General features: G+C 28.1%; 26 protein-coding genes and 1 tRNA gene. 11 read left to right on the top strand and 16 right to left on the bottom strand.

Annotated features, from left to right (window positions below; genetic code table 11):
• The first annotated feature begins 2 nt into the window (after positions 1–2).
• Positions 3–620, top strand: coding sequence for a YggS family pyridoxal phosphate-dependent enzyme (locus EL235_RS03965; RefSeq protein ID WP_126340852.1), 618 nt, complete (start codon positions 3–5; stop codon positions 618–620).
• Here EL235_RS03965 and murG read toward each other — a convergent pair.
• Genes murG through flgA form a run of 8 tightly spaced genes read right to left on the bottom strand, consistent with a single transcriptional unit; the run spans position 613 to position 7,585 of the window.
• The gene (gene murG / locus EL235_RS03960; protein ID WP_126340851.1) at positions 613–1,644 is read right to left on the bottom strand and encodes an undecaprenyldiphospho-muramoylpentapeptide beta-N-acetylglucosaminyltransferase; all 1,032 of its coding nucleotides are present in this window, start codon (positions 1,642–1,644) and stop codon (positions 613–615) included. The genes EL235_RS03965 and murG overlap by 8 nt on opposite strands.
• Positions 1,641–2,246, bottom strand: a complete 606-nt coding sequence (cysE, locus tag EL235_RS03955) for a serine O-acetyltransferase (protein ID WP_126340850.1) — start codon at positions 2,244–2,246, stop codon at positions 1,641–1,643. The genes murG and cysE overlap by 4 nt, the downstream gene beginning before the upstream one ends.
• Positions 2,243–4,072 carry a biosynthetic arginine decarboxylase gene (gene speA, locus EL235_RS03950; protein WP_126340849.1) on the bottom strand — a complete coding sequence of 610 codons (1,830 nt, stop codon included), beginning with the start codon at positions 4,070–4,072 and terminating at the stop codon, positions 2,243–2,245. Before speA ends, cysE begins: the two co-directional genes overlap by 4 nt.
• A complete protein-coding gene (gene hisS / locus EL235_RS03945; protein WP_126340848.1) occupies positions 4,069–5,295 on the bottom strand; it encodes a histidine--tRNA ligase in 1,227 nt (408 codons plus the stop codon). The genes speA and hisS overlap by 4 nt, the downstream gene beginning before the upstream one ends.
• Positions 5,288–5,872, bottom strand: a complete 585-nt coding sequence (gene tmk / locus EL235_RS03940; RefSeq protein WP_039626042.1) for a dTMP kinase — start codon at positions 5,870–5,872, stop codon at positions 5,288–5,290. Before tmk ends, hisS begins: the two co-directional genes overlap by 8 nt.
• Entirely contained in the window at positions 5,863–6,342 is a 480-nt protein-coding gene (coaD, locus tag EL235_RS03935; protein WP_080750157.1) for a pantetheine-phosphate adenylyltransferase, read from the bottom strand. The genes tmk and coaD overlap by 10 nt, the downstream gene beginning before the upstream one ends.
• Positions 6,342–6,920 (bottom strand): UbiX family flavin prenyltransferase, encoded by a 579-nt coding sequence (locus tag EL235_RS03930; protein WP_126340847.1) that lies wholly within the window; start codon positions 6,918–6,920, stop codon positions 6,342–6,344. The genes coaD and EL235_RS03930 overlap by 1 nt, the downstream gene beginning before the upstream one ends.
• Complete coding sequence (gene flgA, locus EL235_RS03925) at positions 6,917–7,585, bottom strand: flagellar basal body P-ring formation chaperone FlgA (protein WP_069106955.1); 669 nt, start codon at positions 7,583–7,585, stop codon at positions 6,917–6,919. The genes EL235_RS03930 and flgA overlap by 4 nt, the downstream gene beginning before the upstream one ends.
• A 980-nt stretch (positions 7,586–8,565) precedes the next feature.
• Between flgA and EL235_RS03920 the strand changes: the two genes are divergently transcribed.
• The 6 genes from EL235_RS03920 (at position 8,566) to EL235_RS03895 (ending at position 15,679) form a co-directional block, all read left to right on the top strand.
• The gene (locus EL235_RS03920) at positions 8,566–9,534 is read left to right on the top strand and encodes an ABC transporter permease (protein ID WP_232017408.1); all 969 of its coding nucleotides are present in this window, start codon (positions 8,566–8,568) and stop codon (positions 9,532–9,534) included.
• On the top strand, positions 9,527–10,462 hold the full coding sequence (locus EL235_RS03915; protein WP_039626034.1) for an iron chelate uptake ABC transporter family permease subunit: 936 nt from the start codon (positions 9,527–9,529) through the stop codon (positions 10,460–10,462). Before EL235_RS03920 ends, EL235_RS03915 begins: the two co-directional genes overlap by 8 nt.
• Positions 10,459–11,220, top strand: coding sequence for an iron ABC transporter ATP-binding protein (locus EL235_RS03910; RefSeq protein WP_039626032.1), 762 nt, complete (start codon positions 10,459–10,461; stop codon positions 11,218–11,220). The genes EL235_RS03915 and EL235_RS03910 overlap by 4 nt, the downstream gene beginning before the upstream one ends.
• Positions 11,221–11,299: 79 nt before the next feature.
• On the top strand, positions 11,300–12,229 hold the full coding sequence (locus EL235_RS03905; protein WP_039626029.1) for a siderophore ABC transporter substrate-binding protein: 930 nt from the start codon (positions 11,300–11,302) through the stop codon (positions 12,227–12,229).
• A gap of 23 nt (positions 12,230–12,252) precedes the next feature.
• Complete coding sequence (locus EL235_RS03900; RefSeq protein WP_321968542.1) at positions 12,253–14,295, top strand: TonB-dependent receptor domain-containing protein; 2,043 nt, start codon at positions 12,253–12,255, stop codon at positions 14,293–14,295.
• Between the two features lie 112 nt (positions 14,296–14,407).
• Positions 14,408–15,679: a Cj0814 family flagellar-dependent secreted protein gene (locus tag EL235_RS03895; protein WP_126340845.1), complete on the top strand. Its 1,272-nt coding sequence runs from the start codon at positions 14,408–14,410 to the stop codon at positions 15,677–15,679.
• Positions 15,680–15,683: 4 nt separating this feature from the next.
• Here the strand turns inward: EL235_RS03895 and EL235_RS03890 are convergent.
• A tRNA-Gly gene (locus EL235_RS03890) sits at positions 15,684–15,758 on the bottom strand.
• Between the two features lie 108 nt (positions 15,759–15,866).
• Here EL235_RS03890 and EL235_RS03885 point away from each other — a divergent pair.
• Positions 15,867–16,163 carry an invasion antigen C gene (locus EL235_RS03885; RefSeq protein ID WP_039627413.1) on the top strand — a complete coding sequence of 99 codons (297 nt, stop codon included), beginning with the start codon at positions 15,867–15,869 and terminating at the stop codon, positions 16,161–16,163.
• Between the two features lie 30 nt (positions 16,164–16,193).
• Here EL235_RS03885 and EL235_RS03880 read toward each other — a convergent pair whose 3' ends face one another.
• Together EL235_RS03880 and murA are read right to left on the bottom strand one after the other, a co-directional pair.
• A complete protein-coding gene (locus EL235_RS03880) occupies positions 16,194–17,354 on the bottom strand; it encodes a molybdopterin molybdotransferase MoeA (RefSeq protein WP_114640297.1) in 1,161 nt (386 codons plus the stop codon).
• The gene (gene murA, locus EL235_RS03875) at positions 17,351–18,607 is read right to left on the bottom strand and encodes a UDP-N-acetylglucosamine 1-carboxyvinyltransferase (protein ID WP_126340844.1); all 1,257 of its coding nucleotides are present in this window, start codon (positions 18,605–18,607) and stop codon (positions 17,351–17,353) included. The genes EL235_RS03880 and murA overlap by 4 nt, the downstream gene beginning before the upstream one ends.
• A gap of 93 nt (positions 18,608–18,700) precedes the next feature.
• On the opposite strand from murA, the gene EL235_RS03870 reads away from it, so the two are divergent.
• Positions 18,701–19,558: a DMT family transporter gene (locus tag EL235_RS03870; protein WP_126340843.1), complete on the top strand. Its 858-nt coding sequence runs from the start codon at positions 18,701–18,703 to the stop codon at positions 19,556–19,558.
• Positions 19,559–19,560: 2 nt separating this feature from the next.
• On the opposite strand, the gene EL235_RS03865 is transcribed toward EL235_RS03870, so the two are convergent.
• The 3 genes from EL235_RS03865 to EL235_RS03855 are packed head-to-tail and all read right to left on the bottom strand — an operon-like array spanning position 19,561 to position 21,727.
• On the bottom strand, positions 19,561–19,929 hold the full coding sequence (locus EL235_RS03865) for a hypothetical protein (protein WP_126340842.1): 369 nt from the start codon (positions 19,927–19,929) through the stop codon (positions 19,561–19,563).
• 47 nt (positions 19,930–19,976) lie between these two features.
• Complete coding sequence (locus tag EL235_RS03860) at positions 19,977–21,044, bottom strand: tyrosine-type recombinase/integrase (RefSeq protein ID WP_126340841.1); 1,068 nt, start codon at positions 21,042–21,044, stop codon at positions 19,977–19,979.
• Entirely contained in the window at positions 21,044–21,727 is a 684-nt protein-coding gene (locus EL235_RS03855) for an aspartate/glutamate racemase family protein (protein ID WP_126340840.1), read from the bottom strand. The genes EL235_RS03860 and EL235_RS03855 overlap by 1 nt, the downstream gene beginning before the upstream one ends.
• 95 nt (positions 21,728–21,822) lie before the next feature.
• Between EL235_RS03855 and EL235_RS03850 the strand changes: the two genes are divergently transcribed.
• Positions 21,823–22,023, top strand: coding sequence for a hypothetical protein (locus tag EL235_RS03850; RefSeq protein ID WP_039626007.1), 201 nt, complete (start codon positions 21,823–21,825; stop codon positions 22,021–22,023).
• A 420-nt stretch (positions 22,024–22,443) separates the two neighbouring features.
• On the opposite strand, the gene EL235_RS03845 is transcribed toward EL235_RS03850, so the two are convergent.
• Positions 22,444–22,935, bottom strand: coding sequence for a phosphohistidine phosphatase (locus EL235_RS03845; RefSeq protein ID WP_039626005.1), 492 nt, complete (start codon positions 22,933–22,935; stop codon positions 22,444–22,446).
• Positions 22,932–23,462, bottom strand: coding sequence for a rhomboid family intramembrane serine protease (locus tag EL235_RS03840; RefSeq protein ID WP_039626004.1), 531 nt, complete (start codon positions 23,460–23,462; stop codon positions 22,932–22,934). The genes EL235_RS03845 and EL235_RS03840 overlap by 4 nt, the downstream gene beginning before the upstream one ends.
• 114 nt (positions 23,463–23,576) lie before the next feature.
• On the opposite strand from EL235_RS03840, the gene EL235_RS03835 reads away from it, so the two are divergent.
• Complete coding sequence (locus tag EL235_RS03835) at positions 23,577–23,987, top strand: PepSY-like domain-containing protein (protein ID WP_039626002.1); 411 nt, start codon at positions 23,577–23,579, stop codon at positions 23,985–23,987.

Raw genomic sequence — 23,987 nt, 5'->3', positions numbered from 1 at the left:
AGATGAATTTAGAAAGTATTTTTGAAAAAACCATAAAACAAAATGTGCGTTTAATAGCAGCTAGCAAATATGTTCAAGATGAGCAAATTCGAGAGCTTTTTAAGCAAGGTGTTGTAGAGTTTGGAGAAAATCAAGTCCAAGCTTTAGCTTTAAAAAAAGAAAAACTTCAAGATTTAGAAATCAAATGGCATTTTATAGGCAATCTTCAAAGCAATAAAATCAATCTTTTAATCAAACAAAACCCATTACTTTGGCAATCTTGCAATGGCTTAAAAAGTGCCAAAGCTGTAGATAAAAGACTTGATTATAAATTAGATACTTTATTGGAAATTAATACAGCCAATGAAAGTTCTAAAAGTGGCATAGAGCAAAATAAGGCTATAGAAGAGTATTTGCAAATACAAGAAGAGTGTAAAAATTTAAATCTAGTAGGCATTATGTGTATAGGCTCTATGAACGAAGAAAAAGTTCAAGAAAGTTTTGAGCAAACTTTTAAAATCTATGAAAATTTACAAAAACACGGGGCAAAAATTTGCTCTATGGGCATGAGCGGGGATTTTGAGCTAGCTATAAAATGTGGCTCAAATATGGTACGTTTGGGGAGTATTTTATTTAAATAAACCCCATTTGTTTTGCTTTTTCTATCATAAAATCTGCACCATTTTCACTTTTTAATTCTTGCAAGGCTAAAGATTTTTCTTCTAGTGAGAAATTTTCCACTAAGTTTAAAAATTTATGTTTTTCTTCTTGGGTTAAAATTTCACATAAATTACGCTCTTTTAAATACAAAGCATTAAAATACTGGTGATTTTTAGCTGCATATGGATAAGGTATGAAAATACAAGGAAGTAAATTTGCACTAAGCTCAAAAAGACTACTTGCACCTGATCTTGATATGGCTAAATCTGCTTTAGAAATTTTATCTATAATGTTTTTATCAAAGTCAAAAAGATCTGTATTGACATTTAAATCCTCATAAGCTTTTTTACATCTTTCATAATCATTCTTACCACATTGGTGAATGATATTTATGCCTTTTTCTTTAAAATATAAAGCATTTTCTAAAGCAAGATCGTTTATAAATTTAGCCCCTTGAGAGCCGCCAAGAAAAATAATATTTTTTAATTCTTTTCTTACTCTTGCTTTTTGAGAAAAAATCTCGTTAATAGGATAAGGACAAAAGAAAGTATTTGCTTTATTAATTTGATCATCAAAAGCAGTAAAAAAAGCTTTAGAAAAAGGCTTTAAAAGTGAATTTAAACTTCCCGTTTTTGAGTTTTGCTCATGGATTAAAAGCGGGATATTTGCCATTAAAGCACCAAAAGCACCTGGAGCACTGCTATATCCACCCACACTAAAAACTGCTTTAATATTATGTTCTTTTAAAATTTGTTTTGTTTTTCTTGCAAGTTTTATAATATGCAAAAACGATTGAACCTTAGCTAAGCCTTTTTTATTAACAACGCCTTGAGAGCTTAGAAAATATTTTTTATAAAAACCATCTTCATTTTCAAACCAAAGTCTATCTTGACCATTTTCACTTCCTATGTAAATACATTCTATGCCTTGTTTTCTTGCACTTTGCAATAAACATCTAGCTATAGCTAAATGCCCTCCCGTGCCTCCACCTGTAATTGCTATCATTTATCCTCTTTATTTAGCTTTTCTTCTAAAATAGCAAGCCTTGCTTCTAATTTAGCAATTTTTTCTTCATAATTAATCTTACCATGTTCTTTGATATAGGCAGGTATACCAATAGCTGTTAAATTTGCCTCAACATCTTTTAATACAACTGCATTTGAGCCTATTTTGGCGTTTTTACCTATGGTGATATTGCCTAAAATTTTAGCACCAGAACCTATGATCACGCCATCTTCTATAGTGGGGTGTCTTTTGGTATTTTTATCTAAACTCGTTCCACCTAAAGTAACACCTTGATAAATCAAAACATCATCACCTATAATAGAAGTCTCGCCAATCACAACACCACTTGCATGATCTATAAATATCCTTCTACCCAAATGCGCCCCAGGGTGTAAATCAACTCCGGTAAGAAACTGCGAAATTCCACTAATAATCCTTGCTATTTTTTTAAAACCTTTTTGGTAAAAAAAATGCGCAAAGCGATAATTTACCACAGCCCAAACACCAGGATAGTTAAAAACTAATTCCACCCAAGATCTATATGCAGGATCTTTTTGTTTTGGCATAGAAAAATCTTCTTTGATTAATTTAAAAATACTCATTTAGAGCCTATGCTTTTTAAATATCCATTATCATTTAAGAATAAATAAATTTCACCCAAAATATGTTTTTTTTGATTTTCATTAACAAGTTTTGAAGCATAAATTTTTTCATTAATATTATCCATAATTGCATGAATATCATAGTCAAGATCTTCTAAGGTATCTAAAATAGATTGAGCCTCTAGCACACTTTCTATTTCAAAACCCTTTTCATTGATACTTATACAAGCTTCAGTTGGATGTGTAAAAAGATTATGCTTCATACCAAGGACTTCTTGATAAGCTCCCACTAGGAAAAATCCTAAAAAATAATCTTCAGCTTCTACATCAATATCGTGTAAAAATAAAGGATTATCTTTGGAATAAGAAATTTCTCCATCACTATCGCAAGTTATATCCCATATGCTTGCGCTTCTTGTAGGTTTTTTATTAAGTCTATCAAGTGGCATGATAGGGAAATTTTGCTCTAAACCCCAAAAATCAGGCAAAGACTGAAATACTGAAAAATTCACTAAATATTTTTCTTGTACTTCATTTTGCAAACTCGATAAATCAGCTTGATCGCCCACTAAAGAAATAGCTTTTCTCATAATCAAATGCACTAAAATTTCACTATTAGAGCGATCTTGTAAATCTACATAACCCAAATCAAACAAGGTTAAAATACTCTCCATATGATCGATACTATCATGTAAATACTCAAGTGCATTAGAGGCTTTAATGTTTTTATACAAATCATAAAGTTCATCTATAAGTTTTGGATTTTTATCTTTTAATAAAAGCTTACTTTCTGTGTATTCTTGAGAAAAAAGCTCTAAAACAGGCGCTACTAAAACAGCATGATTAGCTGCTACAAAACGCCCACTTTCTATAAAAATATCAGGCTCTAAATCTTTTTTATGTTCTGCAATACTTTTTAAAATAAACACAACATCGTTTGCATACTCACTTAAGGTGTAATTTCTACTTGTTTCATTTTTAAACTGAGAGTATTCTACTGCTAAACCCCCACCAAGATTAATAGCTTTTAAATTTTTTGCCCCCATTTTTCTAAGTTCGGTGTAGATATTACCCGCTTCATTTAGAGCTTTTTTTAAAGGATGAATTTCAGTAATTTGTGAGCCTAAATGAAAATGTATCATAGTAAATTGATCTAAAAGCTTATTGGCTTTTAAAAGATTTACTGCTTCAATAAGCTCAGTAGATGTTAAACCAAATTTTGAATTTATACCACCACTTTTTGCCCAAATTCCTACTCCAGCTGAATGCAAACGCACTCTTAAACCTATATTTGGCTTTGGTTTAAAACGATTTTTAGCAATTTCAATCATTGCTTCAAGCTCATTAAGCCCTTCCATAGTTAAAGTGATATTGTGACCCATTTCACACGCTATAAAGCCCATATTTATAAGTTCTTTATCTTTAAAACCATTAACTGTTATAGGAGCGCCTTCATTATTATAAGCCATAGCTAGTAAAAGCTCAGCCTTGCTTCCTGCTTCTAAGCCATAGTTGTATTCTTTGCCTAGATTAACTAAATTTTTTACAAAACCTGGATATTGATTAACTTTTAAAGGATATACAGCGTTAAAAGAACCTTTGTAGTTAAATTCTTTTTTTGCTTTAGAAAATTTTTCATAAATTTGCTCAATTTGCTTATGGATTAAATGAGGAAAACGAAGCAACAATGGCCCCTTATAACCATCATCACGCAAAGTATTTACTATATCTATAATGGCAGGTTTTTTACCATGATTTACACATACTTTGCCATTTTCGATGATAAAATTATTTGCACCCCAAATATTAATACCATAATCAATCATAACTCATTCTCCAAATTTGCTAATTTTATATTTTTAGTATCTTTATTTTCCAAATTTTTATAAAAAATCTCTTCTTTTTGTATCTCATCTTCACCTATACACAAAAATATTTTAGTATTAGCATTATCTGCTTGGTTTAAATGCTTTGCAAGTTTTTTTGCTTCATAGCTTAAATATACTTTATGTTTTTTTCTTAAAGTATTTGCTAATTTAAAAATAGTATCTATATAAGCTTCATCCATAGCACAAAGATAAATTCCTTCTCTTGATTTTACGCTTTGTTTTTGCTCTAAAATAGCCATAATCCTTTCTATACCCATAGCAAAACCCACACCATAGCCACTTTTACCATCTAAGTATTCAATCAATCTATCATATCTTCCACCGCCTGCTATGGCAGCTTTTGCACCGATTTCATCACTAACAAACTCAAATGCACTTTTAGAATAATAATCAAGCCCACGCACTAATTTCTCATCACACTCAAACTCAACATCATTTTCTTTTAAAAGTTTTTGTAATTTTTCATAATCTTTCTTACAACATGGACATAAATTTTCACTTAGTTTTGGCGCATTTTCGATTAAACTTTGACAATGATCATTTTTACAATCAAGCACTCTAATAGGATTTAAGTCTTTTCTTCTTAAACAATCCTCGCAAAAACCTTCTTTAGAATTTAAAAAAGCTATGAGTTTTTCTTTATATACACCCATACATTCTTTACAACCTAAAGAATTAATTTTCAAACTTGTATAAATTTCTAAACGTCTAAAAATTTCATTTAGCATTAAAATAATACTCGCGTCCTCATATACACTTGCTATACCAAAGCTTTCTACTCCAAATTGATGAAATTCACGCAATCTTCCTTTTTGTGGCCTTTCATAACGAAACATAGAACCATGGTAAAACCATCTTTTAACACTTTGAGCCTTATCCATTTTAGCTTCTATATATGATCTTACCACCCCCGCTGTCCCTTCAGGCCTTAAACATACATCATTGCCTGCTTTATCAACAAATTCATACATTTCTTTACCAACTATATCAGAGCTTTCTCCAACACTTCTTTTAAAAAGCTTAGTAAGTTCTAAATGCGGACAATTAATAAAAGTAAAACCATAGTTTTTAGCTACTTCTTCACAAGTTTTTACCACTTTTTCATAAAGAGTAGCTTGATCATCTTGTAAATCTTTCATTCCCTTTAAAGCATTAATCATCTATAAATTCCTTAATTTTTTCATGTAAAATTTCAATACTTAAAGAAGCATCTAATTTTAAAATTTTTATATCTATCTTAGTTTTTAAAAACTCTAAAGTTTCTTCTAAAGCTTTTTGTATGTTTAAAAAATACTCTATCCCTCTTTTTTCAATACTATCTAGATCTTTTTTAGAAAGTCTTTGTGCAATAAGCTCTTTAGAGCCATGCAAAAATATAATCTTTTGTGGAAAAATCCCACCTGTGGCAAAAGAGTTTAACTCAAATAAAATATTTTGATCAAAATCACATCTTGCATAAGCTATATTAGAAATAAAACTACGATCTGAAATGATAAGTTTGTTTTTATTTTGCGCTAAATGTATATCGATTAAATTTGCTCTATCTGCTAAAAAAAGCAAAAGCTCAGCCTTCTTAGAAAATTGTATTTTACTTTCTAATAAAATTTTTCTCAAATACACTCCAAGTTCACTTCCGCCTGGTTCTTTGGTAAAAAATGCATTATGAAAATATTTTTTTAAAAGTTCTATTTGCGTGCTTTTACCTACACAATCAACCCCTTCAAAAGCTATATACAATCTCTCTCCTTTAATAAAGGTATAATTTCTTTTGGCACAAGCTTACTCACATCACCATTATGCACACAAATAGATCTTACTATGGAACTTGAAATAAAAGAATTTTTTAAATTTGGCATAAGATATATAGTTTCAAAATCTTCCCAAAGCATGTGATTTGCATAACCAAGTTGTAATTCATACTCAAAATCACTCACCGCTCTTAAGCCTCTTATAATGATATTTATTTGCAAATTTTTAGCAAGATCTACTAGTAAGTTATCAAAAGCTATAATTCTAACATTTTTTAAGTCTTTTGTAGCAATTTTTACCATTTTTTCTCTATGCTCTAAGCTAAACATAGGTCTCTTACTCTCACTTTTAGCTATGGCAATGACTACTTCTTCAAACAACTTACTAGCTCGAATAATCACATCTAAATGTCCATTAGTGACAGGATCAAATGTCCCTGGATATATACAACTAGCCATCATTGCCACCTTTGGTATAAATTATGCTCAATATTTGCTAAATCAAGCCATTTTCCTACGATAAATTCATATAGTTTTTCTAAATTATCAATCTTAGCATAACTTGCCATTACAGGAGGAGCGATGATAACTCCATAGCTAGAAAGTTTAGCCATTTGCTCTAAATTTAAAGTAGAATAAGGCATTTCCCTTACTCCAAGTATGAGTTTTTTGCGTTCTTTTAAAGCCACTCCTGCAGCTCTTGTAAGCAAACTATCATTTATACCACAAGCAATTTTTGCTAAAGTGTTAATCGAGCAAGGTGTGATAAAAGTCGTTTCTACGCCAAAAGATCCGCTTGCAACACATTGACCAATATTTTCATTATCTAAAAAAATTACATGTTCAAGTTCAAATTTATCTTTTATATATTGTAAAAAATCTATCTTTTCTAAAAGAGAGTTTTCTTTCATATAACTTATTTTTGCATTTTTACTCACAATGGCATAAATTTGTCCTTTTTCTTTTAAATGCTTTAATAATAAAAAACCAAGTTCACAAGAACTAGCTCCGCTAATACCTACTAAAATTTTTCTCATTTTAGCTCCACATAATTTTTACTAATGACTTTACCATGCACGACTTTTCCATCTTTGTTTTTAAGGCGAATTCTTTGGTTTAAATTCCCACTTTGCAAGGCTTTTAACTCTATTATCATGCTTAAATCTCCATCTTTGATAACCCCATAAACAGAATCATTTCTTTGTATAAGGGTTTTGGTTTTAAACATATTATATTTTAAAATCATATTTTCTCTTATATTGCTTTTGGCTATTAAATTTGCGATTTCATCTTTTTTTAATACACCTTGCGGAGCTTTATCGAAAGGAATTTTTAAAATTTTAAAACTAGCAGGACTTAAATTTTCATTACGCGAAATAGGGCGCGTGGTTTGCAAAACTTCTAATTTTGCCTTTAAAAAATACTTAAAAAATATATTTTTTTTAAACTGTTCTGGAGTTTTAAATTCAGCCTTTACAAAACCATCTGCTCTATCAAAATTATGATTACCTAGTTTTAAAAAAATATATTGGTTAAAATCAGCAGGCAAACTTGATTGAGTGTTAAGATCTAAAGAAATGATTTCTAGCTGTGGATAATTTGTCTTAAATTCTTTAATCAAAGCTAATTTTACTTCATCAAAATTCGAAGCAAAGTTAAAAGTATAGAAAAATAAAATTAGAATGATTTGTTTAAAAAACAATACAGCAACCTTTATATTGTAATTTTGAAATATTATAATACAATGAAAATAAAATAAGGGTTATAATAGTGATTAAAATTATAATTTTTCTTTGTATTTTTAAATATTTTATTTTCAAAACCATCTTAAGAGCTTCTTAAAATATATCATAATACTTATCATTATTTTGATATTGAAAAACCTATATTTATTACCCATCACAATGTAAGATATAAAATTTTATTACAAAAAGCAAAAATGCAAAATAAAATTTAAAAGTCTTATATTTATTAGATAACAATTTGTTTTTTTCCAAGATTTTTAAATCTGTAATAAGAATATACTTAAAGATAAATTATTAATTACTAGGAATTAGATGCAACTCACTTTTGGTTTTTGATACCAAAAAACAAATAAAATATTACTCTCCAAAAAGGTTTCCCAAGAGTAATTTAAACAAGATGGTGGCAATAAACAATTTTTATCATTTTTACAAGAAAACTTAATGCTATTTATAGATAAAAAATATTCCATCAATAATAATTTTATGGGTATATTTTGTCATTAATTTGTAGGTCTATTTACATTAAATGTCTTTTGCAAGACAATAATATATTTTCCCATTATTTTATAATTTCTCCATCTTTATGATGGGGTGAAGGTTTCTTTCTTATCTAAAATACTAAAACTAAAAAGTTGTTCGATAATATTTTTAGCAATAGGAACAATGAAAAAGCCAAAAATTTAAAAACAAACATTAATATCAGCCATTTTTATTAGAAATTATTTTCAGATAATTCTTGTGAGGTTAATTTTAAATATTCAAAAATCAAATATATAGTAGTGTTATAGAAAAAACATTGTACGAAATCAAAAATATTTACCTAAATAATAATTAATTTTATATATTTTGATTTTAAATATCATAATTAATATAAAATTAAGAATATTTTTAATAGTATTTCAATTTTGATAATTAATATTATTATAATTGGTTTTGTATTATGATTAAATATTTATTTGGAATTAGTTTTTTAATACCTACATTAATATTTCTATCCTTGATTAGTCTTTTTGTAGGCGTTAAAGATATTTCTATATTTAATATTCTATCTTTAACTCAAGAAGAAAAAGAAATTTTAACAATTGTTAGACTACCAAGATTAATTTCCATTATCATTACTGGAATGAGCTTGAGTATATGCGGTTTGATTATGCAGCAACTTACTCAAAATAAATTTGTATCTCCTACAACCGCAGGGACTATGGATTGTGCTAAATTTGGAATTTTAATTTGTATGTTATTTTTTAGTGGATTTAATTTTATTTATCAAATTTTTATAGCTTTTATTTTTACTCTTATTGGTAGTGTTATTTTTATCCAAATACTTCAAAAAATAAAACTAAAAGAAATTGTTTTTGTTCCTTTGATTGGATTAATGTTTGGAGGTATTATTAACTCTATTACGACTTTTTTTGCTTATGAAAACAATATGATACAAAATATTCAAGGCTGGCTACAAGGTAATTTTTCATCTATCATGATAGGAAATTATGAAATATTATTTATTAGTATTCCTATTTTTATCATTGCATATTTTTTTGCTAATAAAATCACCATTGTTGGCATGGGTAAAGATGTTTCCTTAAATTTGGGCATCTCATACAATACTATTTTATATATAGGGTTAATTATAATTTCCATTGTGGTTTCTATTGTGGTTTTAACAATAGGAGTAATACCTTTTTTAGGTCTTGTTATACCAAACATAGTTTCAATATATAAAGGTGATAATTTAAAAGCTGTTCTTTTTTATACCGCAATACTTGGAGCCGTGTTTTTATTAGTATGCGATATTTTATCAAGGACTATTATTTATCCATTTGAAATTCCTATAAATTTAACCGTTGGCATTATTGGAGGTATTTTATTTGTTTGGATTTTACTAAGAAAGAAAACAAATGCGTAAAATATTTTATTTGTTAATTTTCATGGTATGTTTTTTGTCTCTTGTATATATAATGATTGATTTTGATTTTTCTATATATATTTTTAAAAAAAGGATTTTGGAATTATTTTCTATCATATTAGTATCAATTTGCATTTCAGTTTCAACAATTATTTTCCAAACAATTACAAACAATAAAATTTTAACTCCTAGCATCATAGGATTAGACTCTTTATATATATTAATACAGACTTTATTAGTATTTTTCTTAAGCTCTAGTAATATTAGTGTTATTAATCAAGAAGTTAATTTTTTCATCAGTCTTTTTTGTATGATGGTTTTTACACTGGTATTTTATAAAATTTTATTTAAAAGTAATGCGAATATTTATTTTATATTATTACTAGGACTTATTTTTGGAACTTTATTTTCATCATTATCTTTATTTTTTGAAGTTTTAATTGACCCAAATGAATTTATGGTAGTGCAAGGTCGCATGTTTGCTAGTTTTAACAATATTCAAGTTGAACTTATTTTATTATCTTGTACAATGTTATGTTTTGTTCTATTTTTACTATTGAAAGATTTTAAATATTTAGATGTATTATCACTTGGAAGAGATAATGCTATTAATTTGGGAATTTCTTATGATTATTTTGTTAAAAAAAATCTTATTTTTATAGCTATTTTAATATCTATTAGCACAGCCTTGGTTGGTCCTATTACTTTTTTAGGACTTTTAGTGGTAAATATCACTTACGAAGTAGCTAAAACATACAAGCATTCAATATTAATCCCTCTTACAATACTCATTAGTATTTTTGTTTTAATAGCTGGAGTTTTTATCACTTCTAAAATATTTCATTTTAACACAACTATTAGTGTAGTTATAAATTTTCTAGGTGGAATTTATTTTATATATTTGGTACTAAAAGGACATAGAATATGATAGAACTAAAAAATATCGAAAAAAAATACAATAATAAAATAATCGTAAAAGATATTAATGTTAGTTTTGAAAAAGGAAAAATAACCTCTATAATAGGTTCTAACGGGGCTGGAAAAAGTACTGTATTATCTTTAGCAAGTAGATTGATGAAAGCAGATAAAGGGGAGATTATTGTCAAAGGGAAAAATATTAGTACCTACAAAGAAAATGATTTAGCTCAAATACTTTCTATACTCAAACAGCAAAATAATTTAAATATCAAATTAACAGTAGAAGAATTAGTATCTTTTGGCAGATTTCCTTATTCTCAAGGAAAATTAAACACTAAAGACAAAGAAAAAGTCAATGAAGCTATAGAATATATGAATTTGCAAGATATTAAAGACAGGTTTTTAGATACTTTAAGTGGTGGACAAAAACAAAGGGCTTTTATTGCAATGATTATTGCACAAGATACAGAATATATATTTTTAGATGAACCATTAAATAATCTTGATATGAAGCATTCAGTTTCAATTATGAAAATTATTAAAAATTTAGCAAAAGAGTATAACAAAGGCATAATAGTTGTTTTACATGATATTAATTTTGCTTCTATTTATTCAGATTATATTATAGCTATGAAAAATGGAGAAGTGATTAAAAATGGTAATACTGATGAAATCATCAATACACAAATATTAAAAAATATTTTCAATATGGATATTCCTATACATTCTATAAATAATAAAAAAATTTGTATGTATTTTGGAGAATGATTTTCAATTAAAAAAGGAGGAAAGCAGGCTATTTAATTAAATTAATTGCATTTTATATAATTCAAACAAAAGGATAAAAATGAAAAAAACTATTTTTTGTATATTAGCGATGTTTTTAATGTTTGGCTGTTCTAAAGAAGAATACACCAAAGACTCCAATGCAACATTGTTAGAAATAAAACACGACTTAGGTAGCACTAAGGTGGTGAAAAATCCTAGCAGAGTCATTGTCTTTGATTATGGTATTTTAGATTCTTTAAAAGAATTAAATTTAAGCGACAAAATTATTGGTGTACCATTAAAAAATTTACCCAAATATTTAGATAGTTTTAAAAATGTTGAAAATGTTGGTGGTGTTCAAGAACCAAATTTTGAAACTATATATAAATTAAAACCTGATCTTATTATCGTTTCAGGAAGACAAGCTAAAAATTTCAAAAGTTTTGAAGAAATAGCTCCTACTCTTTATTTGCCGGTAGATACAAAGGATTATTTAAATTCTTTTGAGAAGAATTTAAATATTTTAGGAGATATATTTGATAAAAAAGATCTAGTAAAAGAAAAATTTAATGCTTTATTGCAAGATATTAATCATTTCAAATCACAAATTAATCCAACTAAAAAAGGTTTGATTATACTTACTAATGCTAATAAAATGTCAGCTTTTGGATCAAAATCTCGCTTTGGAATTATACACGATGTATTAGATGTTAAAGTAGCAGATGAAAATATATCCGTAAGTACTCATGGAAAAAACATATCACCTGAATATATTCTTAAAATTAATCCAGATTATATTTTTGTCGTAGATAGAGATGCCATAGTAGGTGGCGAAGGAAATGCTAGAAAAACCATTGAAAATCCTATAGTTAAAAAAACAAATGCATATAAAAACAATCACATATTTTATATAAACCCTGAATATTGGTACCTTTCAGGTGGCGGATTAATATCTATAAAAATTATGTTGGAAGAAATAATTAAAGACATAAATAAGGATAAAAAATGATTTTTAAAAATACTAGATTATATATGTTATATCTTGCATTATTTTCACAAAGTTCTTTAGTAGCATCAGAGCAAGTAACACTCGATGAGTCAGTTATATCTGCAAGCGGTTATGAACAAGATTTAGTCGATGCACCAGCTTCTATTTCTGTAATTACAAAAGAAAAATTACAAACACAACCTATCAAAGACATAGGTGAAGCCATAGCAGATATTCCAGGTGTTGATATTACTATGAACAAAACAGGAACATATGATTTTAGTATCAGGGGATTTAGTAGTGCATATACTCTTGTTTTAATAGATGGAAAAAGACAAAGCGTTGCTAATGGTTTTTATGAAAATGGTTTTAGTGGAAGTGAGTCAGGATACCTTCCTCCATCTTCAATGATAGAAAGAATAGAAGTAATAAGAGGTCCAGCATCAACATTATATGGTAGCGATGCAGTAGGTGGCGTGATAAACATCATTACTAAGAAAAATCCCGACAAGGTCGAGGCAAGTATAGAATTTAATACTTTATTACAACAACATTCCAAAAAATATGGAAACGCTGGAGGATTTAATGCTTATATAGCCTCTCCTATTATAAAAGACAAATTATCTTTTTCAGCTAGATTTAAATATTATGATAAACAAGAAAGTGATTTAAAATGGCCAACTCCAGTATATGATAACACTGGAATTCAAAAACCAAATAATTATCAAATAGCTTCGCACAGTCCAGGATATTTCACAAGCTTAGGATTTGGTGGTAGATTAAATTACACTATTGATGATTACAATAATGTTTATTTTGATATAGAACGCTATGTTAATGAAATATCTGTTAATTCTACAAGTAGCAAAGCAGTAAAAAGCGAAAGACAATTATTCAAAGATAATATTATCTTAAATCATGATGGAAGTTATGATTTTGGTACAACTAATACTTATTTACAATATGGCAGCACAAAAGATCCTGATTTACATAGTCAAATATGGGTAGGAGAGAGTAAAGTTATTTTACCATGGGATTTAAAAAATTATGGTAATTTAGTTACAAGCATTGGCACTAGAATAGATTATGAAATGCTAAAAAATGATAGCTCTAGTGCAGGTAGCCAAATAAAAGGTAAAAATTTAGATCAAACTACCTTAGCTCTATATGGAGAGGGAGAATATTTTATCACAGAAGATTTAATATTTACAACAGGATTGCGTTATATTTATAGTGATTTATTTAACTCTAAATTAACTCCAAGATTGTACTTAATCTATCATATTAACGATAAGGTGGCGTTAAAAAGTGGAATAGCAATGGGATATAAAACTCCAGCAGCTAAACAACTTACCAATGGATATTACAATTATGATTCTTCAGATGCATCTTTTGGTAATCCAGATTTAAAACCAGAAGAAAGCACTAACTATGAATTAGGTATTAATTTTAGAGTATTTGATTTTGCAAATTCTTCCATTACAGCATTTGTGACTAATTTTACTAATCAAATAAGTTCAGAAGAACTTTCAGGTATGCAAAATGGGATTGATTGTAACAATGGAATAACTTGCTCAAAAATAATCAATCTTGGAAAAACACAAACAAAAGGCTTAGAAGTAGCTTTTAATACAGATTCTTACAATGGATTTAGTTTGAACTCTAGTTATACTTTTATGGATAATCGCTATAAAGATGGCAAGAAAAATGTTCTTGGTGGAGATAGGATAGAAAATTTACCTCGCCATATTGCTATGGTTCGTTTAAATTACGAGCAGGGTAAATTTAATTCTTATATAAAAGCTCGTGCAAGACTTGATACTATAGCAAAGTCCAAAGGAGGTAAAGTTTCTGCAATGCCTTGGGATAAATATAAAGATTTTTACATAGTAGATTTAGGAACAACATATAAAATTGATAAACAACAAAGTATTAGCTTTAGTATTCAAAATCTTTTAGACACCGACTTTTTTGATCCAGGTGTAACAGGAAGAACAACTGATGACCTACCAACAGGTTATGCTAATCGCTATCAAGATTATACAGAAGGTAGAAGTTTTTGGTTAAGTTATAAATATTCGTTTTAGAATTTTTTCAAGTGTTTACTTGAAAAAATTCTAAAACCTAGGGAATAAAATTTGCTTGTAAAAATGCAAGATTGAAGATTGAGGGCAAAATCTAAATCTAAGGAATTGCATAATGAGTATATTTAGCATAAATGATAATTCCTCTTATGGTTCTATCATTTCACAAACAAAAGCAAATAAAGAAAATAAAACAAGTTCAAAAACAAATTTTGCAAATACTTTTGTTAAACAAAATGCTAGTAAATTAATTGAAATTCAAAGTAATAATACTCAAACATTAGCACTCAATGAAACAATATTAAATCAAAATAGTATTAAAAGCGATTCTCCTAATTATCATATATCAAGCGATTTTAAAAATTCTATTTATGCTTTAAAATATAGACAAGCTAATAATCCTGCTTCTATGGCTTATGGTTATAGTGTTGATTCTAGTGGCTATATGGGTAGTGATTTTAACAAAGCAGCGGGATTACCTGAAGATTTTAAGATACATAAATCTACTTTAGATGAGTTGTATAGATACAATGAGGAAAATTATTTTAGCACATCAAGTAAAACTTCCTTGAGTGTAACTGGTGGTTATTATACAAACATAGATATGACTGATACTATAAGACAATATTATTCTAAATTTGATCAAATCATAAATCATAGTTTTGAAAATTCTAATAAAACTAGTTTTAGTATAGAAGATTTAAATTCTTTACCAAAAGGTTATAGTATTTATGACACAAATAACAATTTTGCTTCTTTAGAAAATTTAAATAAACAAATTATAACAAATTTTTATGATACACAAGAGCAATACAATACTATAGATAGCATAGGAATGCAAAATTCTATCAATACAGGATTGAAAAAATTAGATTTTTCCCCTGAAAGTATGGAAACTCAAATTTTAGATAGCGATATAGCAAAAGATACTTTTAATCCTGATATGTCTGTTTATCCAAAAAATGAAGATGGGAGCTATACTAAAGAAGCTTTATTTATGAGTTTTTTAAAATCTAGCGGTGGAACAATTTTAGAAGGTGGAAATACCAAAGTCAATCCTAAAATTCAAGCATTTAAAGAAGCTATGGCAAAAGAAAGTTTTGATGGTTCTTTAGCCTCTTTAAATGATATTATGACAGGTAAAGTCGATTTTGCACAAATTTTAAAAGCACACGCTCAAGATGGTTGGCTTGATTCTAAAATTTATGCCAAAGAAAATAATATTGCTTGGCAAAATTCAAGCATAGGTTATGGTGGGGCTTGGTTTGATAATCAATTTAATCAAGCTAAAGCTAGTGGCTACTCTCCTAGCAATGAAAGTATAAATTCTTATGTAAATTCTGTAATGGATAAATTAAATAATATTTTAAATCAAACTAGGGTGTAAAAAGTGGAGCGGGAAACGAGATTCGAACTCGCGACCCCAACCTTGGCAAGGTTGTGCTCTACCCCTGAGCTATTCCCGCATTTTGAAAGTAGAGTGTGATTTTATCAAAACTTTATTTTATTGTCAAGTTTTTGAAATTAAGGAATGTTTTTTGCTTGTAGTTATTAAATTTAAAAAAGGAGTTCTTATGCAAGTAAATGATAAAAATAGCCCGTTAGCCCTAAATAATATGACAAAAATCAAAGAAAAAAACACATCTTCAGATGAATTTCAAGCTACACTTAATGCACTTAAAGACAAAGAAGAAAAAGAGTATAAAAAAGATAGCAACAATGCTTTTAGTAATACAGATTTAAATATAGGTTCGATTTCTAAAGATTATAGTGCATATGCTTGGGAGAAATTACGCCAAAGCAAATACCAAAAAAATGAAGAAAATATCTTAAATAATCTTTTTAAAACCTTAGATAAAGCAAGAGGTTAATCATTCAAAATAGGGTAGTTTAATACCCTATTAAATTTTTAAAACTTTAATTTCTTGATCTTTTGCTAATTTCGTATCATCAATTTGCGTGATTAAAATATGCGTGTTTTCACATAAAGGTTTTAGCATACCTGAGCCAATTTTAGCTTCACTTGGTTTAAAATATCCATCGACTAATTTTCCAAAAGCAAAATTATTTCTTTGACCTTTGAAATTTAAATCATTAGCCAATCTTGCTTTGTCAAATTTCAAAAGTTCTTTACCATAAAGTAAATTGAGTATATTTTTTGCAAAAACATGCGTTGAAACTAAAGAGGCTAAAGGATTTCCTGGTAGGGCTAGAAAAAACATATCGCTTTTGCTAAAAAGTTTTATATGCTTGCAAAGTTTAGCGTTGACTTTTTCAAAAATAGGGCTAAAATCGCACTCAAGCAAAGCTTGTTTGATAAAATCAGCCTCGCCCACGCTAGCTCCACCACTGCTTATAAGTATATCAAATTCTTTATTTTCTAAAAGCTTTTTATATGCATTTAAATCATCTTTTATAAGTCCTAAATACTCAACATCAGCATAATCTTGCAAAATAGCATAAATTCCAAAAGCATTTGCATTATATATACTGTATTCATCAGCATTTTCCCAAGGCTCTACAAGCTCATCTCCACTTGAAAAAATCCCAACACGCAATTTTTTAACGACATTTAACTCATAAATTCCTTGAGCAGCAAGCATAGCTACCATACCTGAGGTAATTTTTTGTCCCTTTTTAAACAAAAGCTCTCCGAGCTTTGCTTCCTCGCCTTTAAAGCGGATGGCATTGCTTTCTTTAGCATTTTTGGCATTGAGTTTTTCATCTTCAAACAAAGCTTCTTCAAACATTAAAATGGTATTTGCATTTTGAGGAATTTTAGCTCCTGTCATGATTTTATAGCATTTATTTTTTTCTATAATATAATCATTTTTATCGCCTGCTAAAATACTTCCTTTTATTTCTAGCAATTCATTCTTATGTGTATAATTTAGTGCATAACCATCTAGGGCAGAATTATCAAAAGCGGGTAGGTTTTTTTTCACAAAAACATCTTCATGCAAAATACACCCCAAAGCCTGTGTTAAATTTACTCTTTGAAATTCATTTTTTGCTTTGATCTGTTCTTTTAAAAAATTTAAAGTTGCAAAAATATCTCTCATTCTTCAAGCCTTCTTATGCTTGCGCCTAGTTTTTTAAATTTTTCTTCTAAATTTTCATACCCTCTATCAAGATGATAAATTCTATGAATTTTACTTGTGCCTTTAGCTGCTAAAGCTGCTAAAATCAAAGCAGAAGATGCACGCAAATCAGTAGCCATAACATCAGCTCCCAAAAGCTCTTTAGTGCCATTTATAGTAGCAATATGCCCATTTAATCTTATATCAGCTCCCATTCTTAAAAGCTCACTTACATGCATAAAACGATTTTCAAATAATCTCTCATCAATAATACTTGTACCGTTTGCTTTTAAAGCTAAAGCCATAAATTGTGCTTGCATATCTGTTGGAAAACCTGGATATTCACTAGTTAAAATTTCAACTGGTTTGATTTCTTTAGCAGGATTTATACTAATACTATCTTCATTGATATCAAAGCTAAAGCCCATTTGCTCTAGCTTTGCCAAAACTGCGCTAAGATGGCTTGCATTGACTTTTTTTAGAGTGATTTTTGAGTTAGTAATAGCTCCAGCACACAGATAAGTTCCTGCTTCAATACGATCAGGAATAATTTCAAAAGGTTTAAATTCTAAAAGCTCTCCACTTGTGCCATAAATTTCAAGCTCAGAAGATCCTATGCCTTGTATATCAAGCCCAGCTCTAGCTAAAACCTCACAAAGTTGTACCACTTCAGGCTCTTTAGCAACATTTAAAAGTCTAGTTTTGCCATGAGCTAGAGCTGCTGCCATAATAATATTTTCACTGCCTGTAACAGTGATTTTATCAAACATCACATCAGCACTTTTAAGCTCTCCACTAGCTACTACATAACCTTGCTTAATCTCAATATTAGCTCCCATTTTTTCTAAAGCTAAAAGGTGCAAATCAATAGGACGTTGGCCTATAGCACAACCTCCTGGTAAAGAAACTTCACAATTTCCAAATCTAGCTAGTAAAGGCCCTAAGGTAAGTATAGAAGCACGCATTTTACGCACGATGTCATATTTTGCTATGGTTTTATTTAAATGTTTTGTATTTATTTTTGCAAAATTGTCTTTAAAAGTATAATTTGCTCCTAAATTTTCAAGCAAAGAAAGTAGGGTACAAATATCTGCTACGTGTGGTAAATTTGAAATTTGAACTTCATTTTTAGCTAAAATACTTGAAGCTATCAAAGGAAGTGCAGCGTTTTTTGCACCGCTTATTATTACCTCTCCATTTAATTTTTCAACGCCATCAATCTCTAAATAAGTCATTAATTTTCCTTAAAATATATACATGAATGATATAATAATATTTTACTACAAACATTATAAAAATTTAATATTATAATAGATAAAGGATGTTTTTTGGGAGTTTTTTTGGTTATACTTGGTGGGATATTTTGGGCAATTAGTGGAGTTTTGGCTGAATATTTATTTAAAAATCACTACTCTGCTGAGTATATAAGCTTTTATCGCTTGTTTTTTACCGGCATTATTTTAATAATTTTAGGTGCAAAAAATTTCAAAATAAAATTACTAAAACAGAAACAAGAAATCAACTCTCTTTTAATTTTTTCTATTTTTGGTTTATTGATAACTCAATATGGTTATTTTAAGGCTATTTATTATACTGATGCAGGAACTGCTACGATGATACAATATAACGCACCACTAATTATAATGCTTTTTATGTGTTTTAAAAATAAAATTTTTCCTAAAAAAATAGAACTAATTGCTTTGTTTTTAATACTTTTTGCCTTATTTTTGCTTATAACAAATGGGGATATTACAACATTAAAACTTGATATAAGAGGTGTTATTTGGGCATTTTTTGGAGCTATTGGAGTAGCATTTTATTCTTTAAGTGCTAGGGTTATCATATCAAAATATGGCTTGTTTTTAATCATGGGATTGGCTAGTTTATTCGCTTCTTTTTTGCTTTTTATATTACTACAAGGAAATATCCCAAATCATGATTTTTCTTCAAACTCCTTTTTGGCTATGAGTGGGATTATATTTATAGGTACAATAGGGGCTTTTTGTTTATATTTAAAAGGAGTTGAATTAATAGGAGCTTTTAAAGCTAGTATGATAGCTTGCATAGAACCCGTTTCCGCTGCTTTTATGAGTTTTTTATTTTTAGGCACTATTTATAGCACAATAGACCTTTTTGCTTTTAGTCTAATTATTCTTAGTGTTTTTTTAAATGCTAAAAAACATTAAAGTCATTGCATAGCTTGCATTGCTTGAGATAACATTTGAGTTATCCTTGCATATATACTTTGCATTTGCGAATTTAAACTTTGAATTTGAGAATTGATCATTTGAGCTTTTTGTGGATCTTGGCTTGATTGTAATTTAGCATTTAATTCTGCTATTTTAGCTTGTATTTTAGAAAGTTCTTTATAAAGTTTACTTAACTCATCTTCTGATTTTTCTCCATTTTGACTTTCTTTAACGCTTTTTTCAAGCTCTTTTATACCTTGAGTAAATTTAAACTCTATAAAATTCTTATTTTCTTTACTTTCTTTTTCTTCTTTTTGGGTATTTAAAATATAAGGATTGATTTTACTGGTATAGTCATTTATTTGCATGATTTATCCTTTCTTTTAAAGGATAAATCGGATTTTTTATAAAAAAATTAAGTTCTATCGTGAAGTTTTTTAGCTACTTCTGCGGCTAATTTTAGCTTTTCATTGTCAAAGTGCGTATAAATTCTTGAAGTATTTAAGCTTGCATGCCCTAGTGCTTCTTGGACTAAAACTAAATCTTTTTGTTTTTTATAAAGTAGGGTAGCAAAAGTATGTCTTAGCATGTGGGCTCCATTTTTTTGCTTGCGGATTCCTGCTTTAAATAAAATTTGTTCTACTATACGCGAAACATAAGCTTGGGTTAGGGCTTTACCATTGCGATTGACAAATAAAAGTCCATCGCAAGAAAGATAATTTACTCTTACATCTTTTAAAAGATGTTCTATAAGCTCTTTTTTAATCATCACAACGCGGTATTTATTACCTTTAGCTCTAATACGTATGATATAAAGATCATTTTCTTCGCTAATATCTTTTAATTTTATATTAATAGCTTCACTAACCCTAATTCCTGTAAAAATGATGATTTTAATAATCAAGCGATTGCGTATAGTATTGCTTTTAAAATCTGTATTATCAATAGCATCTAAAAATTTACTCACTTCATCTTCACTCATATACTCAGGTAGTTTAACTCCTTTAGAACCACTTACACCTGCCCAATTTTTAAGGTTGATATCAAAAATGTGCGCTTTTTGATCTTCTTCGTTTTGTTTATCTAAAAATGCAAAAAAATTAATCACAGCTATACGATAATTTTTCTTACTCGCATCAGATAAAGAAGCACTAATACTTGCTAAAATTTCCACTAAAAGCTCTTCATCAATTTGTTTTAGCGAATAAAGCTTGTAAAATAACAAATATTCATAAAGTTTTTTCAAAGGATTAAAATACGTATTTACACCGCTAAGTCCTGCATTTCTTGCTTTTTTTACATAAGCATCAAGCTCTTGTATATTTTTAACACCCTTACTTAGAGCTAAATTTGCTACAGCCAAGGCTTGGGGGTCTTTTAATTCCTTATTTGATAAAGAATTAAGCTTAAATTTCACATATCTACAAAGCCAAAATAAAAATGACTTTTCAAAATTTTCTTCACAATCTAGAGGATATTTCATCACTTATTCTCCAAGGCTTTCAAAGTAGCCATTTTAGCATGGATATAAGCACTATCAAATAGTTTTTTAGAGCTTTCTTTTACAATCAATCCAAGTTCAGTGCAACCCAAAATCACTCCTTGAACTTGCGGAAATTGAGCAATCAAATCATCTAAATATTTTTTTGAGTCCTTATTTATAATACCTTTACAAAGCTCATTAAAAATAATATCATTAAGCTTTAAAATATCATTGCTTTTAGGGATAAAAACATCAATCTTTGAGTTAATTAAAAGTTGTTTATAAAAATCTTCTTGCATAGTGTATTTTGTTCCTAGCAGCAACACTTTATCGATTTTTTGCTCTTGAAGCTCTAAAAGCATAGCTTTAGCTATATGTAAGATAGGAATTTGAATGTTTTTTTGTATGTTTTCATAACATTTATGCATAGTATTGGTACAAATTAATATAAAATCAACTCTGCATTTTTGCAAAAGTAGGGCATGTTGGGTTAAAATTTCACTTGCTTTTTGCCAATCATTCTTACGTTGGCATTCTTCTATTTCTTCAAAATCAACGCTAGTTAAAACTATCTTAGCACTGTGTAATTTTCCTAATTTTTCATTTGTTAATTTATTGATTATTTCATAATAGCTAAGTGTACTTTCATAACTCATTCCACCTATTAAACCTATGGTTTTCAAACTTTTCTTCCTTTTAAATTTAATATAAAAATTATAAAAAAATCTTACTTAAAAAATATCAAGCTATAATTACAAAAACAAAATAGGGTGATGACATGTTTTTTAAGAAAAAAATCGTGCAAAAGCAAGTAAACCAAAATAACACCTCAAAACAAAACAATACTTCAAACAATGACTTTGCACAAGAAAAAAGACTTTATGAATTTAGAGAAAATATGAAAAAACTTAGCAAAGATGAAAATAGTGCTAAACTTTTAGCAAAACAACTTTCAAGATTAATCCAAAAATCCAAATAGAACCAAAAATTCCATACAAGTTAAACTTTTATATTTATTTTCCTTTTTACTCATCATTTTAGCTTTTTTAGTCTATAAAAATATTTTAACTTAAACTTAATATATATGTAAAATTATATGATAAATAGTAAAATCATTAAGTAATATATATTTTGTATTGAAAACTATAATTTTCAAACTTTTATATTTATCTACACTTTCATAAGTAAAATGTATTTTAAAACACCTATAATATAGTATTTTAAAGCATTTTAATTTTTGGATGAAAATAACTTATCCATAAAAAAATAAGTATAATTTTTTGAAAAATATTATAAGTTATTTTATGTGGCTATGAAAGATTAAAGATGTATATTTTTATTTCAACTAAATTTTAGTTTGTATTTTTGCTTAAATAAAATTGAAGTTTAAAAATGTAGATTAGTTATTTTCTTGACTTTTAGGATAATCAAAAAACACAACTTCCCCGCTATGTTCTTTTATATCTTTAAATTCTTTTATATCAAATTGCATACATAAAATAGCAGAAGTTGGAAAGTTTTCTAAATCTATGTGAGCTAAATATTCACAAAGTTCTTGCAATAAAGGATTATGCATAATTAGCACTACCCTACTCTCTTTTAATTCTTTTATAAATTTTAATACATCTTCTAAATTACCATCATAAAAGTTTTTTTCTATCTTAATATCTTTTTCTTTTAAAGAAAAGCATTTGCAAAGTTTTTGTGCTGTTTTTATACAACGCCTAGCAGGACTTGAAATAATGCTTTGAGCTTTAAATTCTAAATCTTTAATCCTGTAAGTCATAGTCCTTAGATCATCTTTTCCACTAGAACTAAGCTCTCGTTGCAAATCTTGTTCGCAATTTTCTTTTTGAGCTTTAGCATGACGGATAAAATAGATATATTTCATCTTATAACCTTAAATTTGCCCAAAACATATCCACATATAAAGCCAAAAATATGTGCATACCAAGCTATATTTACACCCATAAAAATAGGTACAAAACTCATTAGTAATATAGCTACGATAAGCCCTTTGGTGGCGGTTTTATCTAAATATGCATAATATCCCATTAAAACACATATAGCACCACTTGCACCCACTACATTTACAAAACTACCATCAAAACTTAAGTACACATAAAAAGCACTAAGTAAAGAGCAAAGAATTCCACCGATTAAATAAAGCAAAACAAATTTGAAACTTTTTAAGTATTTTTCTAGCATAGAACCAAATTGAAAAAGTACTATCATATTTAAAATCAAATGAGGCCAATTTCCATGCATAAACATTGAGCTTAGAATTTGCCAATATAATCCTTGAAAAAAAAATAAATTTAATCCCAAAATTACATCTAAATTTAAAGATCCAAAATAAAGATAATTCACAAAGATAAATATCACAATATTTAAAGCAATTAAAAAAGAGACTACCATTACCCTACTTTGTATTTTTAATAATTATAACAAAATGCTATTTAAATTCTAGCTTACACATAAAATTCACACTAATAAGATACAATATCGTCAAAAAATAAAATAAGGTTAAAAATGAAAAAACTAGCTTTAGCTTTTTTTATCACACTAAATACCATTAATGCGGGTATAGTTATAGCACCTGATTCTTTACCGGTAAATATCAAACAATTTATTAAAGATTATTTTAACGCAGAAATAGGTCTAGTAGAGCAAGATGGTTATTCTTATGAGATTTATTTAAGCGATGGAACCGAAATTGAGTTTTCACTTAATGGAGAATTTAAAGAGGCTGAAAATTTTAGATCACTAAATTACGCAATTTTACCTCTAGCAATACAAAATACCATTAGAAATATCTACCCTAATACAGCAATCATAGAAATAGAAAGGAAAATTTCTTATTATAAAATCAAACTTAATAATCAAATGAAACTTTATATAGATGATAATGGAACGATTTTAAGACAAAAATTTGATGATTAA

Source organism: Campylobacter lari, assembly GCF_900638335.1.
GTDB lineage: Bacteria > Campylobacterota > Campylobacteria > Campylobacterales > Campylobacteraceae > Campylobacter_D > Campylobacter_D lari_E.
This window is presented reverse-complemented; position numbering and strand designations above follow the sequence as displayed.

Bases quoted from the DNA above. Each gene is read 5' to 3' on its own strand.
- EL235_RS03965 (WP_126340852.1), top strand. From the start codon at position 3: ATGAATTTAGAAAGTATTTTTGAAAAAACCATAAAACAAAATGTGCGT.
- murG (WP_126340851.1), bottom strand. From the start codon at position 1,644: ATGATAGCAATTACAGGTGGAGGCACGGGAGGGCATTTAGCTATAGCT.
- cysE (WP_126340850.1), bottom strand. From the start codon at position 2,246: ATGAGTATTTTTAAATTAATCAAAGAAGATTTTTCTATGCCAAAACAA.
- speA (WP_126340849.1), bottom strand. From the start codon at position 4,072: ATGATTGATTATGGTATTAATATTTGGGGTGCAAATAATTTTATCATC.
- hisS (WP_126340848.1), bottom strand. From the start codon at position 5,295: ATGATTAATGCTTTAAAGGGAATGAAAGATTTACAAGATGATCAAGCT.
- coaD (WP_080750157.1), bottom strand. From the start codon at position 6,342: ATGGCTAGTTGTATATATCCAGGGACATTTGATCCTGTCACTAATGGA.
- EL235_RS03930 (WP_126340847.1), bottom strand. From the start codon at position 6,920: ATGAGAAAAATTTTAGTAGGTATTAGCGGAGCTAGTTCTTGTGAACTT.
- EL235_RS03915 (WP_039626034.1), top strand. From the start codon at position 9,527: ATGCGTAAAATATTTTATTTGTTAATTTTCATGGTATGTTTTTTGTCT.
- EL235_RS03910 (WP_039626032.1), top strand. From the start codon at position 10,459: ATGATAGAACTAAAAAATATCGAAAAAAAATACAATAATAAAATAATC.
- EL235_RS03905 (WP_039626029.1), top strand. From the start codon at position 11,300: ATGAAAAAAACTATTTTTTGTATATTAGCGATGTTTTTAATGTTTGGC.
- EL235_RS03900 (WP_321968542.1), top strand. From the start codon at position 12,253: ATGTTATATCTTGCATTATTTTCACAAAGTTCTTTAGTAGCATCAGAG.
- EL235_RS03895 (WP_126340845.1), top strand. From the start codon at position 14,408: ATGAGTATATTTAGCATAAATGATAATTCCTCTTATGGTTCTATCATT.
- EL235_RS03885 (WP_039627413.1), top strand. From the start codon at position 15,867: ATGCAAGTAAATGATAAAAATAGCCCGTTAGCCCTAAATAATATGACA.
- EL235_RS03880 (WP_114640297.1), bottom strand. From the start codon at position 17,354: ATGAGAGATATTTTTGCAACTTTAAATTTTTTAAAAGAACAGATCAAA.
- murA (WP_126340844.1), bottom strand. From the start codon at position 18,607: ATGACTTATTTAGAGATTGATGGCGTTGAAAAATTAAATGGAGAGGTA.
- EL235_RS03865 (WP_126340842.1), bottom strand. From the start codon at position 19,929: ATGCAAATAAATGACTATACCAGTAAAATCAATCCTTATATTTTAAAT.
- EL235_RS03860 (WP_126340841.1), bottom strand. From the start codon at position 21,044: ATGAAATATCCTCTAGATTGTGAAGAAAATTTTGAAAAGTCATTTTTA.
- EL235_RS03850 (WP_039626007.1), top strand. From the start codon at position 21,823: ATGTTTTTTAAGAAAAAAATCGTGCAAAAGCAAGTAAACCAAAATAAC.
- EL235_RS03845 (WP_039626005.1), bottom strand. From the start codon at position 22,935: ATGAAATATATCTATTTTATCCGTCATGCTAAAGCTCAAAAAGAAAAT.
- EL235_RS03840 (WP_039626004.1), bottom strand. From the start codon at position 23,462: ATGGTAGTCTCTTTTTTAATTGCTTTAAATATTGTGATATTTATCTTT.
- EL235_RS03835 (WP_039626002.1), top strand. From the start codon at position 23,577: ATGAAAAAACTAGCTTTAGCTTTTTTTATCACACTAAATACCATTAAT.